General features: G+C 64.2%; 15 protein-coding genes. 7 read left to right on the plus strand and 8 right to left on the minus strand.

Annotation, left to right across the window (positions count from 1 at the left end):
* Nucleotides 1-40: 40 nt before the first annotated feature.
* Both J5J83_RS13480 and katG read left to right on the plus strand, forming a co-directional pair.
* Nucleotides 41-1,090 carry a diguanylate cyclase gene (locus tag J5J83_RS13480; protein ID WP_212349927.1) on the plus strand — a complete coding sequence of 350 codons (1,050 nt, stop codon included), beginning with the start codon at nucleotides 41-43 and terminating at the stop codon, nucleotides 1,088-1,090.
* Between the two features lie 344 nt (nucleotides 1,091-1,434).
* Nucleotides 1,435-3,645, plus strand: a complete 2,211-nt coding sequence (katG, locus tag J5J83_RS13485) for a catalase/peroxidase HPI (protein WP_212349929.1) — start codon at nucleotides 1,435-1,437, stop codon at nucleotides 3,643-3,645.
* A gap of 65 nt (nucleotides 3,646-3,710) precedes the next feature.
* Here katG and J5J83_RS13490 read toward each other — a convergent pair whose 3' ends face one another.
* Nucleotides 3,711-4,595 carry a Dyp-type peroxidase gene (locus J5J83_RS13490; RefSeq protein ID WP_212349931.1) on the minus strand — a complete coding sequence of 295 codons (885 nt, stop codon included), beginning with the start codon at nucleotides 4,593-4,595 and terminating at the stop codon, nucleotides 3,711-3,713.
* A gap of 57 nt (nucleotides 4,596-4,652) precedes the next feature.
* Nucleotides 4,653-5,564 (minus strand): tRNA nucleotidyltransferase, encoded by a 912-nt coding sequence (locus J5J83_RS13495; protein WP_212349933.1) that lies wholly within the window; start codon nucleotides 5,562-5,564, stop codon nucleotides 4,653-4,655.
* A gap of 237 nt (nucleotides 5,565-5,801) precedes the next feature.
* Between J5J83_RS13495 and J5J83_RS13500 the strand changes: the two genes are divergently transcribed.
* Entirely contained in the window at nucleotides 5,802-6,272 is a 471-nt protein-coding gene (locus tag J5J83_RS13500) for an RDD family protein (RefSeq protein WP_212349935.1), read from the plus strand.
* Nucleotides 6,273-6,436: 164 nt separating this feature from the next.
* Here J5J83_RS13500 and J5J83_RS13505 read toward each other — a convergent pair whose 3' ends face one another.
* A complete protein-coding gene (locus J5J83_RS13505) occupies nucleotides 6,437-6,742 on the minus strand; it encodes a hypothetical protein (protein WP_212349937.1) in 306 nt (101 codons plus the stop codon).
* A gap of 22 nt (nucleotides 6,743-6,764) precedes the next feature.
* Nucleotides 6,765-7,286, minus strand: a complete 522-nt coding sequence (locus J5J83_RS13510; RefSeq protein WP_212349939.1) for a hypothetical protein — start codon at nucleotides 7,284-7,286, stop codon at nucleotides 6,765-6,767.
* 207 nt (nucleotides 7,287-7,493) lie between these two features.
* Here J5J83_RS13510 and J5J83_RS13515 point away from each other — a divergent pair, with 207 nt between their 5' ends.
* Both J5J83_RS13515 and J5J83_RS13520 read left to right on the plus strand, forming a co-directional pair.
* Entirely contained in the window at nucleotides 7,494-8,204 is a 711-nt protein-coding gene (locus tag J5J83_RS13515; RefSeq protein WP_249115716.1) for a response regulator, read from the plus strand.
* On the plus strand, nucleotides 8,204-9,514 hold the full coding sequence (locus J5J83_RS13520) for an ATP-binding protein (RefSeq protein WP_212349943.1): 1,311 nt from the start codon (nucleotides 8,204-8,206) through the stop codon (nucleotides 9,512-9,514). Before J5J83_RS13515 ends, J5J83_RS13520 begins: the two co-directional genes overlap by 1 nt.
* Before the next feature lie 37 nt (nucleotides 9,515-9,551).
* On the opposite strand, the gene J5J83_RS13525 is transcribed toward J5J83_RS13520, so the two are convergent.
* The 3 genes from J5J83_RS13525 to J5J83_RS13535 all read right to left on the minus strand — a co-directional run bounded on the left by J5J83_RS13525 (nucleotide 9,552) and on the right by J5J83_RS13535 (nucleotide 12,790).
* Nucleotides 9,552-10,784, minus strand: a complete 1,233-nt coding sequence (locus J5J83_RS13525) for an HD domain-containing phosphohydrolase (protein WP_249115717.1) — start codon at nucleotides 10,782-10,784, stop codon at nucleotides 9,552-9,554.
* A gap of 150 nt (nucleotides 10,785-10,934) precedes the next feature.
* A complete protein-coding gene (locus tag J5J83_RS13530) occupies nucleotides 10,935-12,110 on the minus strand; it encodes a HAMP domain-containing sensor histidine kinase (RefSeq protein ID WP_212349945.1) in 1,176 nt (391 codons plus the stop codon).
* The gene (locus J5J83_RS13535; protein ID WP_212349947.1) at nucleotides 12,107-12,790 is read right to left on the minus strand and encodes a response regulator transcription factor; all 684 of its coding nucleotides are present in this window, start codon (nucleotides 12,788-12,790) and stop codon (nucleotides 12,107-12,109) included. Before J5J83_RS13535 ends, J5J83_RS13530 begins: the two co-directional genes overlap by 4 nt.
* A gap of 428 nt (nucleotides 12,791-13,218) precedes the next feature.
* On the opposite strand from J5J83_RS13535, the gene J5J83_RS13540 reads away from it, so the two are divergent.
* Nucleotides 13,219-13,932 (plus strand): EF-hand domain-containing protein, encoded by a 714-nt coding sequence (locus tag J5J83_RS13540; RefSeq protein WP_212349949.1) that lies wholly within the window; start codon nucleotides 13,219-13,221, stop codon nucleotides 13,930-13,932.
* 302 nt (nucleotides 13,933-14,234) lie between these two features.
* Nucleotides 14,235-14,705: a hypothetical protein gene (locus tag J5J83_RS13545; protein WP_349251895.1), complete on the plus strand. Its 471-nt coding sequence runs from the start codon at nucleotides 14,235-14,237 to the stop codon at nucleotides 14,703-14,705.
* On the opposite strand, the gene J5J83_RS13550 is transcribed toward J5J83_RS13545, so the two are convergent.
* A complete protein-coding gene (locus J5J83_RS13550; RefSeq protein WP_212349953.1) occupies nucleotides 14,677-15,240 on the minus strand; it encodes a hypothetical protein in 564 nt (187 codons plus the stop codon). The two genes, J5J83_RS13545 and J5J83_RS13550, sit on opposite strands and share 29 nt — an antisense overlap.
* Nucleotides 15,241-15,338 lie beyond the last annotated feature (98 nt).

Here is a 15,338-nt window from a genome sequence, read left to right on the forward strand (position 1 = left end):
CGGCGCATCATGGCCCCCTCAATTCTCAGGAAGCAGCGCGATGCGCTCCAGGACAGCCAGCCCCTTGCCACCGGAACGCGAGCAACTGATCCGGTCGCTGTTCGAGGATTACATCGAGATGTATGCCTCGCGCGACGAGCGCCTGACAACCCGCTTCAGCGCAAATTTCAGTGGCTACGCCGGCAGCAGCGATATCCTGGTTACGGACAGGGAAGAGTGGATTCGCATCACCCGGCTCGACTTCGCCCAGGTTCCCGAACGCATCCGCATCGAGATGCTGGATCTGGCGTTGCAGGACCTGGCCGACGACGTCGTCGCCGTGACAGCCTTCTTTCACATTCATCTCCCTCTCCCCGAACACATCCTGGCGCACGAAACCGCCCGTCTGCTGCTGATTTTCCGGCTCGAGCACGATGACTGGAAAATCGCGCACAGCGGCATCTCTGTCCCGTTTGGCCTTGCCGCGGATAATGAGATCTATCCGATGATGAGTTTGCGCGAGCGTAACCGCGAACTGGAGGCGCTGGTCGAAGAGCGCACACAGGAACTGGAAGAGGCCAACAGAAAGTGGGAGGCCCTGAGCAACACGGACGGCCTGACCCGCATCGCCAACCGCCGAAGCTTCGACGAGGCACTTGCCCGCGAATGGGACCGCGGACAGCGAGCCGCCTCACCGCTGGCGCTGGTCATGCTCGATGTCGATCTGTTCAAGCACTTCAACGACCACTATGGGCATCTCGCCGGCGACGCTTGCCTGCAAGCCCTTGCGCGACTGCTGGCAAAGTCCGGGCGGCGCGCGGGGGATCTGGTAGCGCGCTTTGGCGGCGAAGAGTTCGTGGTACTTCTGCCGGCTACGGACGAAGATGAAACGCTGAAGTTCGCAAACCATCTGCTGGAAGAGGTCCGCGCCCTGGCGCTGCCACATGCCGGCGTACCCGCGGGCATCGTCACGGTCAGCCTCGGCGCCGTCAGCCTGACGCCCTCCCGGCACCACCCGCCCGAGTATCTTGTAGAGCAGGCCGACCGCGCGCTTTACCGCGCCAAACAATCAGGACGCAATAGATTGTGCGTGTCTGGCGCACCGCGCTGACTGAATGACACCGCACCGGCTTGTCATCCGCCTTCCGGGCTGAGGCAAGCAGTGCCGACCGCGATGGCCCCTCGCCCTATTGCGAGCAACACAGCGTTGATCCGCCCTGCCAATCTCCCAGCGTTGGCCGCCGGCGCCCCCGCCCCATCGATATGCCCATGCGCGCATTCTCGAGTCGGAGCGTCCGCTCTTCAATAGCTGTTGCCAGCTTACTTTTCACTCACCGATACATTCAAACTAAGAGTCCGATGAATTTAATTCGTTAGAAATGAACATACCGCGCAGCTATGGTGACTACATAGGGTAAGCCTTACCCGAATCGACAGTCACGACAGGAGACATTGATGAGCAATGAAAGCAAATGCCCCTTTGCCGGACATCATGCCGCAAGTGCAGCAGCCGGCACCCGCACCAATCGCGATTGGTGGCCGAATCAACTGAATCTGAACATTCTGCATCAGCACGCACCGGCTTCGAGTCCGCTGGGCCCAGACTTCGATTATGCCGAGGAATTCAAGAAGCTCGACCTTGCAGCATTGAAGCAGGATCTGGTTGCGCTGATGACGACCTCGCAGGACTGGTGGCCCGCCGACTGGGGGCACTACGGCGGCCTGTTCATCCGCATGGCCTGGCACAGCGCCGGCACCTACCGTACGGCGGACGGCCGCGGTGGCGCGGGCACTGGCAACCAGCGCTTCGCCCCCGTCAACAGCTGGCCCGACAACGGCAACCTCGACAAGGCACGCCGCCTGCTGTGGCCGATCAAGCAAAAATACGGCAACAAGATCTCGTGGGCCGACCTGATGATTCTGGCCGGCAACTGCGCAATGGAGTCCATGGGTTTCAAGACCTTCGGCTTCGGCGGTGGCCGTGCCGACATCTTCCAGCCCGAGGAGGATATCTACTGGGGCGCCGAAGCCGAATGGCTGGCCACCAGCGACAAGCCCAACAGCCGCTATTCGGGCGACCGTGAGCTGGAAAACCCGCTCGCGGCCGTGCAGATGGGGCTGATCTATGTAAACCCGGAAGGCCCGGACGGCAACCCCGACCCGGTGGCTTCCGGCCGTGACGTGCGCGAGACCTTCGCCCGCATGGCGATGAACGATGAAGAGACGGTGGCACTCACCGCCGGTGGCCACACCTTCGGCAAGGCCCACGGTGCGGGCGATCCGGCGCTCGTCGGCCCAGAGCCGGAGGGCGCACCCATCGAAGAACAGGGGCTGGGCTGGATCAACAAGTACGGCTCCGGCAAGGGCGGCGACACCACCACCAGCGGCATCGAGGGCGCATGGAAACCCAACCCCACCAAATGGGACAACGGCTACTTCGACACCCTGTTCGGCTACGAGTGGGAACTCACCAAGAGCCCGGCCGGCGCGCACCAGTGGGTGGCAAAGGACGTGAAGCCGGAAGACATGATTCCGGACGCCCATGACCCGTCGAAGAAACACCCGCCGATGATGACCACCGCCGACCTGTCGCTGCGCTTCGACCCGATCTACGAGCCGATCGCGCGCCGCTTCCACAAGGACCCGCAGGCCTTCGCCGACGCCTTTGCACGAGCATGGTTCAAGCTGACCCACCGCGACATGGGCCCCAAGGCGCGCTACCTGGGCCCGGAAGTACCGGCCGAAGACCTGATCTGGCAGGACCCGGTCCCCGCGGTCGATCATCCGCTGGTCGATGCCGCCGACATCGCCGGACTCAAGGCCAAGGTGCTGGCGTCCGGCCTCTCGATCGCCGAGCTGGTGGGTACCGCATGGGCATCGGCCTCGACCTTCCGCGGCTCTGACATGCGCGGCGGCGCCAACGGCGCACGCGTCCGCCTGGCACCGCAGAAGGACTGGGCGGTCAACCAGCCGGCACAGCTGGCCAGAGTGTTGTCGACGCTCGAGGGCATCCAGCAGGCCTTCAATGCCGCACAGACGGGCGGCAAGAAGATCTCGCTGGCCGATCTCATCGTGCTGGCGGGCAGTGCGGCAGTCGAGGCCGCGGCCAAGGCCGGCGGTCACGCGGTGGAGGTCCCCTTCACCCCCGGGCGCACGGACGCATCGCAGGCGCAGACCGACATCGAATCGTTCGCGGTGATGGAGCCGGAGGCAGACGGCTTCCGCAACTACATGAAAGCCAGCTACACCGTGCCTGCCGAAGCGATGCTGGTGGACCGGGCCCAGCTTCTGACGCTGAGCGCGCCCGAAATGACGGTACTGGTCGGTGGCCTGCGCGTGCTGGGCGCCACTGCGGGGGGCTCGGCCGACGGCGTGCTCACCAAGCGCGCCCAGACCCTGAGCAATGACTTCTTCGTCAATCTGCTCGACATGGGCACGACATGGAAGCCGGCCTCTGACACCGGAGAGCGCTTCGAGGGGCGCGACCGTCGAACGGGCGAGGTGAAATGGACCGGCACCCGCGCGGACCTGATCTTCGGCTCCAACTCGCAACTGCGTGCGCTAGCCGAAATCTACGCGCAGGACGACGCCGGCGAGAAGTTCGTGCGCGACTTCGTTGCCGCGTGGACCAAGGTCATGAACCTGGACCGGTTCGATCTGAAGTAAGGCAATGGAAAAGTGTCCGGCGTGCGCAAGAACGGCGCACGCCGGACACGCCCGGACAGTCGCGTTCAGCCCATCAACGCCCGCAGGTCCAGGCGCCCGGCGAGCATCGGCGGACACCAGTAATATCCGCCAGTGATCGGCTGGCTGAAGCGGAACAACGCGTCGGTGATGCCGTCTTCCAGCCCGGCCATGCGCCGCATCTGCGCCTCGAACGCGTCCAGCGAATGGCCGAAGGCGACGAACAGCAAGCCCGCATCGCGCCCCTCAACCCATGGCATCGAACGCCGCACGACGAAAGCCTCGGGTTCGAAGCTCTCTTGCGCAGTGCGCTTGACGTGCGCGGAAGGCGGGGCGTCGTCGAGTTCTTCGTTGTCGCTCTTGCGGCGCCCGATCGTATTGTCCTGATCGGCGGACGACATGGCGCCGAATGCGTTCAGATCGTGCTTCCAGTGCTGCACAGCCACATAGCTGCCGCCGGCCTCGCCCGCGCCAGCATCGTCGCCGGCAAAGGCGGCGGCCAGGGCGGCATCGCCCTCCGGGTTCTCCGTACCGTCCTCGTAGCCAGTGAGGTCGCGACCGGTGTCATAACGGAAGGTGTCGGTCGCCTGCACCAGCGTCAGCGCGGAAGCAACCGCCGCCTCGATGGCGCGCGAGCGCTGCAGCAATTCACCGCGATCATCCCCGCGCAGCCAGCACCAGACCGCGTACTGGGTCGACGGAATATCGACTCCGTTTCCCGCGATCGGCAGAAACGGGCGCAGGCCATGCAGGGAACCCGACAAAGCCAGCGGCACCGATTCGCCAAAACCCACCACCGTACTCGTGCCGTCGACCTGCGCGGCCAGCGCATCGAGCGCGGCCGGCAGCACCGCAGTCGACACGATACGGAAAAAGAGATGACGCGCCTGCGCCGGCACCGGGGCAAGGATGCCCTGCTGGTAGTGACTCATCGCAACTCCTTGCGTCCGAAAAAGGCGATTCTACTCAGCGGGCCGGCCGCGGCAAGTTCAAGTGGCATCGGACAGATCAGGCATCCCGGCCCAGCGCGCCGAGCGCAGCGCGTGTGCGACCGCCGCCGCACGCGCTTCGAGCATGGCTTCGGCAAGGTCTGCCCCCGCCGCTGCACTGGCCGCAGCGACGTCGGCCAGCTCTACTTCCCCACAGGCGCGCAATGCGGTGCGCAACATCGGCGCCTTGGGGTAGCCAAGCGATGCCCGCCCCGGAAAGGCCCGGAATTCGGCCGTGCACAGCGTGAGCAGATGTTCGAAACGTTCCGCGCGCGCAAAGGCGTCCACGCGCTCGAGGAGCGCGGCAATCGATCCCGCACGCATCTCCGCCGCCCGGTGCACGCGCTCACACTCGGCAATGGCAAGCAGGGCGAAATCGCGAAACGCGTCCGGCACACCAAAGCGGACACAGATCGACTCGATGCGCGGCCTGCCCCGTTCGATGTGCCTGTAGTGTGAAGGCAGGTGCTCGCGCGGCGAATCCGCCTTGCCGACATTGAACACCAGCGCGGCAAAACGCACGACCAGCGGCGCACGGCAACGCGCCGCCTCATCCACCACGCGCAATACATGGTCGCCGATATCGACCTCGGCCGGATCGTCTGCACTCTGCGGCACGCCGAACAGCGCGTCGACCTCGGGCAACACCTGCGCGAGCGCACCGCAATCACGCAGGGCCCGCAACATGCGTGACGGCGCCTCGCCAAGCAAGCCGCGCTCGAACTCCGGCCAGACCATTGAAGGCGCGACGCCGTCCAGCACGCCGGCCGTGACTTGCGCGCGCATGTTCGCCAGCGTTTCCGCATCGACTTCGCCATTGTCGGCGGCGGCCATCGCGGCGATGCGCAACAGATTGAGCGCGGGGCTGACCAGCACCGGTCCAAGGGCACTGCGGGATAGATCGGAACTCATGGCACACTCGGCACGTCGAGCCTGAAAGACCCTTATCATAACGTGCCCTTGTAAGGATGTGATGCACTGCGGAAGGTCGACAGATCTCGCTCGTGACGGGCAATCAACGACCGCTACTGCGGGAGCGAATTTGGCGCTGCCTTTGGCAAGCATGTGCATTGCGAATGCCTGATGCACCGCTCGGAGAGTGGTTGAGGTTGCCACCACCGTCACGAGCTTTTAGGAGACGAGCACACGATGCAGGACGAAGAACTTGAATACGTCGGATTCTGGCTCAGGACAGGGGCCACGATGATCGACACCTTGCTCATCCTGATGCTCTCCGTTCCGCTGCTGCTGGCGGCCTACGGATGGGCCTATTTCGACCCCGAGCAGACCGGCATCATCGCCGGACCACTGGATTTTCTCGTATCGTGGGTATTCCCGGCGATCGCGGTGATCGTGTTCTGGATCAACAGGCAGGCCACCCCGGGCAAGATGGCCATCTCGGCACGGGTCGTGGATGCGACGACGGGCGGACGCCCCTCGACTGCCCAACTGGTCGGACGCTACTTCGCCTACTACGTATCGGCCATACCGCTATGCTTGGGTTTCCTGTGGGTGGCCTTCGATGCGAAAAAGCAGGGCTGGCACGACAAGCTTGCGGGCACCGTGGTCGTTCGGCCAACGCGACGAGGACCGGTGCCGGTCCGCTTCGGGCAAAAATGAGGCCCGCCCCGGGCGCCCGCGGCACATCCCCTTACCGGAAACGGATGCGCGTGGCGTCGCTGCCGTAGTCGCTGCCCGCCCCCCGTTGCGCCGGCTGCCGACGCAAATGTCGCGCCGCGGCGCTGCCAGCGAGCATTGCACGCGGTGGGACGGGCTCGCCCCGATCAGCGCCCGCTCTTGCGTGCAACCACCTGACCTGCGACAAAGCCCTCGATCTGTTCGAGACTGATAGTGCCGCTTCCCGCCTCGTCGATATCGTTGAAATGGCGTGAGACAAATGGCATGCGGGCTTTTGCCTCATTCCTGTCGAGCAGGCCGTTGCCATCCGCGTCGGCCTGCGCGAAGCGTTTCTGCAGCTTTTCCGCGATGCGCTCGCGCGCAGCCTGCGCGTCGGTTTCGGCAGCGCTCGCGACGCTCGCCAGACCGGCTCCGGCAACGAGCAGCAGCATTGCAATGCGCCCGGTTTTCATTTTTCGCATCTTCCGCCTCGCACTAGCGTTTCGGGCAGGCGATCGTATTGCCGCCGGCGTCGTAGCAGGTTGCCGAGTGGGTGAACCCGGTTTCCTTGCTGTAACTGCTGCTCGCTGCCACCGAATTGCCGGTAGTCGCATTGGTCGCATTGGAATTGCGCGACTGCACGATATTGCCGTCGGCGTCCCGGCTTGCCTGACCGCTGCTCGACATACTGCCCCGATCACCACTGGCACTGCGGCTGGCCGAACGCGACAGGGTGCCGTCGGCGGCACGGTCGCGTCGCACCGCACCGCTACCGCTTGCCCCGGAGGCCGATGTCCAACTGCCATTGCGGGCCGCGCTGCGCCCGCCCTGCCCGTCTGCTTGAACGCTGCGTGTACGGGCGATGGAAGCGCCATTTGCGCCGCTGGCCTGTCGCGTCACCGCGCGGTCGATCTGTCGCCCACCCGCTGCCACCGCTACGTCGGTGCCCATGCCCAGCGCCGCAACGACTACCAGCACGAGCGCTGCGGGGCCAAGTGTCCGATGCCTGATCATCATGATTTCCACTCCTTGCGTCGGATGCGCCCAATGCACATCACTAAGCGCCAGCGTAATGGGCTCATCGGTGCCATCGGTTACGGCATCGGGGCGAAAATGTTACCGCTCGTACGCGTGACCGACTGCCGTAACGCGCCGTAATCATTCGACCGCAGCCCATTCGTCGGCGGTCCCGGTACCATGTGCGCGTGTATGACGAGGCGGGCCATGGACGAGGACGCAGGCAAGTTGCTGGTGGTCGACGATGAGGCGGAGTTGCGCGCCTTGCTCTCACGCTATCTCGGCGGGCGTGGCTACCGCGTGCGTCAGGCCGAAAACACGGCAGAGATGGATCGTCTGCTGACTCGAGAGCATTTCGACGTACTTATTCTCGACCTGATGCTGCCCGGCGAAAGTGGGCTGGCGGCTTGCAGAAGACTGCGAGGGGCAGGAGAGACGGTGCCGATCCTGATGCTGACCGCCCATGGCGACCCTGTCGACCGCATCATCGGCCTCGAGAGCGGCGCCGACGACTATCTGCCCAAACCCTTTGAGCCGCGCGAACTCCTGGCCCGCATCGAGGCACTGATTCGCCGCCAACGCATGCTGGGGGCACAACACCATCAGCGCCCCGAGCACACCGTCCACATCGGCCGTTTCACCCTCGACGCAGAACGGCGCGAGCTGCGTGACGGCGAGCACACGGTATGCCTCGCCAGCGGCGAATTTGCGCTGCTCCAGGTGCTGGCGGCCAATCGTGGCCGCGCACTCGGACGTGAACGTCTGATCCGGCTGGCCGATGGTCCCGATGCAGAGATCAACGACCGCAGCATCGACGTACGCATCCTGCGCCTGCGCCGCCTGATCGAGGACCAACCGTCCGCGCCGCGTCACCTCGTAACGGTGCGCGGCACGGGCTACATGCTGAGCCTGCCCTGATGCGGCTGTATCCGGATTCGCTGCTCGGGCGCAACGTCCTGTTGCTGGCCGGGCTCATCATGGTGGGACAAGTGCTTGGCGCCCTCGTGTTCGTGCAATTTGTCCAGCGCCCGCGCATCGAGCAGTTTGCCGAAAATATCGCCAATGGCGTTTTCGCCGTCGACCGAGGGCTGCGCGGCCTCGCCCCGGAAGCCCGCGCAGCCTTTGTCCATGCATTCAACGCCAGCCAGACCGCCGAGCCAGACTCGCACCGCGAGAATGCGGTCGTACGTGCCCTTCGTCCATCGGTGGAGCGGTTCATGGTCCGCCAGGTGTCGGCCAGACTGGCACGCCTGGGCGTCGATACCATGTGGCGCGAGGAGGATGGAAGCCGGCTGTACGTCCGCCTCCGTGTCGATGGCACCGAGCACTGGCTGGTGACCGGCGGTATGTACTGGCGGACGGGCCTGCCTCGCGCCGCCTTGCTGGCGTGGATCGCAAGCGCGCTGCTGGCCGTGCTCGGTGCCATGCTCATTCAAGGCCGAATCAACAGGCCATTGCGCCAGTTGTCAGACGCGGCGGCCGCGATCGAGCGCGGTGACACACCTGCGTCCATGCCGGAAGACGGTCCGCGCGAATTGCGCGCCGTCGCGCGCGGCTTCAATCGCATGGCAGCCTCCCTTGCGGCCGGCGAACGGGAGCGTGCCATCATGCTTGCCGGCATTTCCCACGACTTGCGCACGCCGCTGGCAAAGCTGCGCCTGTCGGTCGAGCTGAGCGGCAATACCGACGAGCCGGGGCTGGCCGCCGACATGGCCCGCCATTGCCGCCAGATCGACAGCATTATCGATCAGTTTCTGGACTTTGCCCGCAATGAGGGTGACGAGGCCGCGGTCCTCTGCGACCTGCCCGCCCTGCTGCGCGACGTCCTGGACGACGCCGGCGCCAGCGCGGATTTCAGCTTCGACGTGCCGCCATTGCCAGTGCTGCAGGTACGACGCAATGGGCTGTCACGCCTGCTGACCAACCTGATCGAGAATGCGCGCCGGCACGCCGCACCAGACTTCGTACTGAGCGCGCGCACGGTGCATGGGGCGGTCCGGATCAGCGTCCTCGACCGCGGCCCGGGCATTGCGCGCGACAGGGTCGCCACCCTGCTGCAACCCTTTGCCCGCGGCGACGCAGCGCGCGGCGGCACGCCCGGCGCCGGACTCGGCCTGGCCATTGCCGAGCGCATCGCACGTCTTCATCACGGCCAGCTCGAGTTGCTGCCCCGCGAGGGTGGCGGGCTGGAGGCACGTCTGACGCTGCCGACAGCCCCGACCCGGTAGGGCGCCCGAAACCCGCCCCTCTTCCCTCTCAGCGCGCTCAGTCGCCGTTCACTGCCAGTTGATAACAGGTATCGAGATGAGTGCGCACCAGCTCCACCATCCCGGCATCGACTCGCCCGAGCGTCCGCAGCGTGTCAAGGTGCCCCATGACTTCGTCGCTGCCAAGGCGCCCCCGGTAGGGTCGGTTCTGCGACATGGCCTGAAAGATGTCGGCCACCGAAATCAGGCGCGCTTGCCATGGAATCTCACGCGCCTTCAGGTGGCTGGGGTATCCCGTGCCGATCAAGTCTTCATGGTGCATGCTGGCCCACTCGGCGATGGGCTGACCGGGAAAGACCCGCTTCAGGATACGACCCGTGTCGTAACTGTGGCGCTGGATGATGGCCCGTTCCTGCGCAGTAATGGCACCCGGTTTGTCGATGATTTCCTCGGGCACGCGGAGCTTTCCGATGTCGTGGAGCAAGGCGGCAACTTCCAGCATATCGAGTTCGACGCCGCTGACGCCCCGCATCTGCGCAAGATATCGCGTCAGCTGCGCCACTCGGGTGGAGTGCTCGAGCGTGTAGACGCTCTTGGAGTCGACCGTGCGGGCAAACAACCGGGCGATGGCCAGCGTGTCCTTGCTGTCAATCTCGATCGGCGCCTCGCACTGCAGGCAGTCTTCGACGACGTCGGCCACATAGGGCGGATCGCACTGCAACCAGAAACCCTCGCGTACCGCGACGCGCTGTAGCGCAGCGATCAAGTCCGGGCAAAACAGGCTGCCCGACATCGCGGTCAGTCGATCAACCAGCTTCGGATACTCGAGCAGGATCTCATTTCTCAGTCCGTCGGCGGTGATGTACTCGGCCAGCAGGATGTCGAGCCGGTCGGCCAGAAAGATCAGATTGCTCTCAAGGCTCGCATCCTGTGCAAGCCCCTGGGTCAGCAAATCCTCCCATCGCGTATGGTGCCAGCGCACGATCACGGCAAAACGCGCCAATGGCGGGCACGCCTCAAGGTAGGCTTCACCGCGGATGCAATGCGCCTGAGCACCATCCCATTCCAGGGTTTCGGTGAGGTGACGATGCTCCTCCGTTCGCGCGACGCCGCAATCGTGCAGCATGCCGGCGTAGAGCATGTCGAGACATCGGGATGAGGTCCATCCCAATTCGACCGCGATCGCATATGCCAGCAGCGCGACCCGCTTGCCGTGATGTACCTCGTCGATACCGACGAAATCGAGCGCACCGGTCAGGGAAACAATGGTTCGTTGGAGTGATATTTTCATTGACGCATTGTCCGCGTTTCTCGAAGCGTCATGTGAAGGGCAGACGCAAGCTGCCGACAGCGCTGGTCCACCGTCCCGATCATCGGACTGGAACGCCATGCGGCGCAGATGCATGATAGATGAGTCTGTACCGCATGGCGTGTGATGTAGTTATCGGGGGCGCTGCCGTCCCTGTTCGGCGGGGAGGAAAATGCGTACGACGAGACCACCCCCGGCGCCGTTACATGCCTCGATCTCGCCACCGTGCTGCTTCACCACCTGACGCGCAATCGCCAGCCCCAATCCATAACCGGAGTAGGTGTCCTCGGCACCGCTGCGGAAGAAAGGCTCGAACATCGCATCAAGGTCAGATGCCGCCACGCCGGGGCCGCTGTCGGCAATCTCGATACCGACCCGGCCCTGCACCGGATCGTGCTGAAGGTGAATCACGATCCGTCCGCCAGGTGGAGAAAAGCGCAGCGCATTTCGAATCACGTTCTCCAGTGCGCGCCGGATCAACTCGGCATTTCCGCGAACCGTTGCCGGGCCCGCGCCATCCAGCACGATCCTGCAGGCACTGGCTTCCGCCTCGAGATTCCCATCCTGGGCAATTTCGGCGAGAAGCCTCATCAACTCCACATACTCATCCATGTTCGGTTGAATACCGGTATCGAGCCGCGCGAGCGTCAGCAACTCGCCCACCAGCCGGTTCATTCGATTGGTATCACGCTCGATCTGCTCGACGAAGACTGCGCTGCGGTCCGGCTGCTGGCGCAGCAGATCCGCCGCCGCCTGCAGTCGTGCCAGTGGCGATCTGAGCTCATGCGACACATCGTGAAGCAACCTTCGCTGGCCCTCGACCACACTCTGCAAACGCGCAGCCATGTGATCGAACTCGACGCCGAGCGCCGACAACTCATCCCGCCGCTCACGCATCCGTGGCGACACACGGGTATCGAGAGCACCCTCGGAAATCGCCCCGAGTGCCTCGCGCAGGTCACGGATCGGACGCGCAAAATAGGCTGCCAGCAGCGCGGCAAATACCAGGCTGACGATGCTTCCGGCGAGCATGGGCATGAGCGGCGGCAGCAGTCGTGGCGGTCCCGGTGGCAGCGACGGCGGCCCGGACCGATCGCCCGGTGCCATCGTTGCGCCTGTCGGTATGCCTGGCGCCGGGTGTTCACGAAAGCCAACCGTGGGGGGAAAGCCCCCAGAACCATGCTCATTGCGTGCCAGCCAGATCATGGCGCCCACCCCCATGGCGGTCAGCAACTGCGCCAGCCACAGGAAGACGAAGAATTTCCAGAAGAGCCTGCCCATCAAGGGCTTCGCTGCCGGCGCGCTCATGCCACGACCAGCAGGTATCCCCTGCGGATCACTGTATGAATACGCGGACGACCATCGGGCAGGGGGCCAAGTTTGTGGCGGATGCTGCTGATATGAACATCGATGCTGCGGTCGAAGCGCGTGAACGGGCGCCCCAGGGCCGACTCCGACAGTTGCGCCTTGCCCACGGGCTGGCCGGCATGGCGGGCGAGCATCTCGAGGATACTGAATTCGGTGCTGGTCAGCGCCAGCGTCCGCCCCGCATCTTCGGCCCGGCGCTGGGCCGGCCACAGAACCAGGTCGCCACTCACCAGCACCTGCGTTGCGGGCTCTGTTGCGGGAACACGCTTCAGGATAGCGCGGATGCGGGCCGTCAGTTCGCGCGGCGTACACGGCTTGGGCACGTAATCATCGGCACCGATCTCAAGCCCGAGAATGCGGTCTGCATCGTCACCGCGCGCACTGAGCATCAGCACTGGAATAGCGTCCTGGGCCCGAATACGGTTGAGCGTCTGGATGCCGTCGAGTCCGGGCATCATGATGTCGAGCACCACCAGGTCGTGACGACCCGATAATGCTGCCTCCACCCCGGCAATGCCGTCATGCGCGCACTCGACCCCGAAGCCCTCGCGCATCAGGTAGTCGCGCAGCAACTCGAGAAGCTCCACGTCGTCGTCGATCAGCAGGACGTTCTCACTCATCGGCCCTCCCTCATTCTCATCCGGCTGAATTCTATTTCAGCGCCGTTGCCGCACCCTGCTCTTTACCTGTCTTTACACTCACGGGCGGCAATTGCTGGGGCGAGCCGGCAAGTATCGCCGCTCAAGTTGACGACGACGGCGAAAGACCGGCTCGCAAGCGCAGGCGGGCTCGGCTGATTTACGTCGATTTACACCTTGCCGCCTGATCACAATCCGCCCCCGAAGCGGCAAGTTTCGCCTCTCTCGCAGACCCCAAGGGACGCAGACCCTTGCCTCTCGCAACAACAAGTCAATCGACCTTTACGTGCTTTTACCTGCTTTTACCTGCATTACCCTGAACTTCTCCCGTTTCAGGCCGAGAATTTGCGTTGAAGACGATGCGCAGATGGGCTGCGCACCGCAGTGTATTCAACAGCAGGAGGCAGATCATGAGCAGCATCGGCAGTATAGGCAGTATAGGCAGTAGCGCTTCGGCGATGATGCAGGGCATGCGTGGCACGTCACGCCCCGACCCGAAGCAGATGGCGGACGAGCTTTTCTCCACCCTCGACACCAAGGGCACCGGCTACATCGAGCTCAGCACGCTGCAGGACATGGCTGACAGCGCAGGCAACACCGGTTCGCTGGACGTCGAAGGACTGTTCTCGCAACTGGACGGCGACAGTGATGGCAAGGTCACCAAGGACGAGTTTTCCAGCGCATTCAATGAGGTCGCGGAGCAATTGAACAGCCAGTTCGACAGCATGCGCGTGCAGGAAGCCATGGGGGGCATGCCACCGCCACCACCGGGCGGTGCGGGCGACGAGGGCTTCACGCAGGACGAGCTCACGGCCCAACTCGAACAGGTCGGCGACAGCGACAGCGCCCGCAGCGCCTTGATCACCTCGGTGCTGGAGAATTTCGACACAGCCGACACCGATGGAGACGGCAAAGTCAGCTTCGAGGAAGCGATGGCGCTTGAGCAGAACTCGTCATCGTCGGCGAACACCGCTTCGACCACGAACACCGATTCGACAGGCAGCGCGTCGCCAGGCGACGACACGCAACTCAAAGTGGTGATGCAAACGCTGAAACTGATGCAGACCTACATGCTCGACAGCAACCAGCAGCAGACGGCCAGCTCAGTATCGGTTTCAGTCTGAGTGAGTACAAGGGCAACCGGGATGGCGGGGCGCACCGAATCCGGCCCGCCGTCGCGGCCCCTCTCCCGCCCGCGCCTTCTCAGCCAGAGGTCGCTCTGTCGTATCCTCGATCATCCAGATTGATCCGCCGTCGACCGGACGAGCGCGAACTCGATCACGACGTGAACCTGGCCGTCCGTCAGATGCGCAACGGCGCGCGCAAGGCTTTGCCAGTGGCACCAATTCTGCTTAAGGGCTGCGTGAAGGGCTTGAATTGCCACTTTTTGTCGCGCTTTTGTCGCAAACCATTCATGGAGATCAACGTGCCCACATTGGCAGAGAACACGACGTTCATCGAATTGAAGGCCGCCAAACCCACCGGCCTGAGTCTGACTCAACTGGGCGTTCCCCAGCTGGACTGCACCGTCGTCAAGAAGGGAAAACTGCATGAGCTCAATCAGATGCTCGAGGACGGACGGGTCGGACGCCGCTTCCAGAACGTTCGGGTGACGGGCGTCAAGACGCGCGAAGGCGAAGTCGAAACGGCCAAGATCTTCATCCAGTTCGAAGTCTTTGGCGACGACAACGTGCCGCAGGCGGACAATAGCGGCTTCGCCGCCGCCCTCATGGCCGGCACCGAAAGTCTGACGCCATTGCCGCCGACGGTTGCCTTCCTGCCCTACGCCCGCGCCTGGTTCGAAAATCAGTTCGTGTTCGATGTCCCGACAGCCGTGTTCGACTGCGCGGAGCGGATTGAGCTTACGCTCAAGGCTGATAAGGTGAGGATGCTCTGATCCGCTGCGAAAGGACCTCGGCCGCAGCGGCGATGTCCGCCGATCGCCGGCGCATCAGCGCCAACATCTCGTCGAGCAGGGTGGCAGGCGAATCCTCGAGCACGCCCTCGCCGATCAGCCAGCACGCCAGCGACGCCTCGTCACGCTTCAGCGCGCGCGCGGTTTCCCGCTGCCAGTCGCTGCCATAGAGCAGCCGCGCACAGTCGCGAAACCATGTGCGGGCCAGGGCATCGGCGATGGACTCGCCGGCGACCGCTTGCACCGGCTCCGGCACCACCGGGCCTTCATGCATGGCTTCGGCCAGGCGGCTCAACTCGGGAAGCACCGAGCGTACCAGTTCGAGCCCCGACAATGGCACCACCCAGCAGCGCTGCGACGGATGCCATCTGGTCTTCGGCACCCAACGCAGCATTCGCTCTATGGTGTCGGTATAGTCCGCCTTGATGATGATGGCCTGGTCTGTTGCATACACCCACGGATTTTCGGGCAGGGGCCGGGCCTTCAGTCGGGTAAGCGCCTCTTCGTCTGACAGCATGCGGTTTCCTCGGGGAAGATGGGTTTCGGATATAGCGCATCGACCCGCTGACAAGCATGGATGGTGCCAGCGACGACAGGCTCGTCGGCACGCAAGTA

The sequence above is a fragment of the Azoarcus sp. L1K30 genome (assembly GCF_018122735.1).
Classification (GTDB): Bacteria; Pseudomonadota; Gammaproteobacteria; order Burkholderiales; family Rhodocyclaceae; genus Parazoarcus.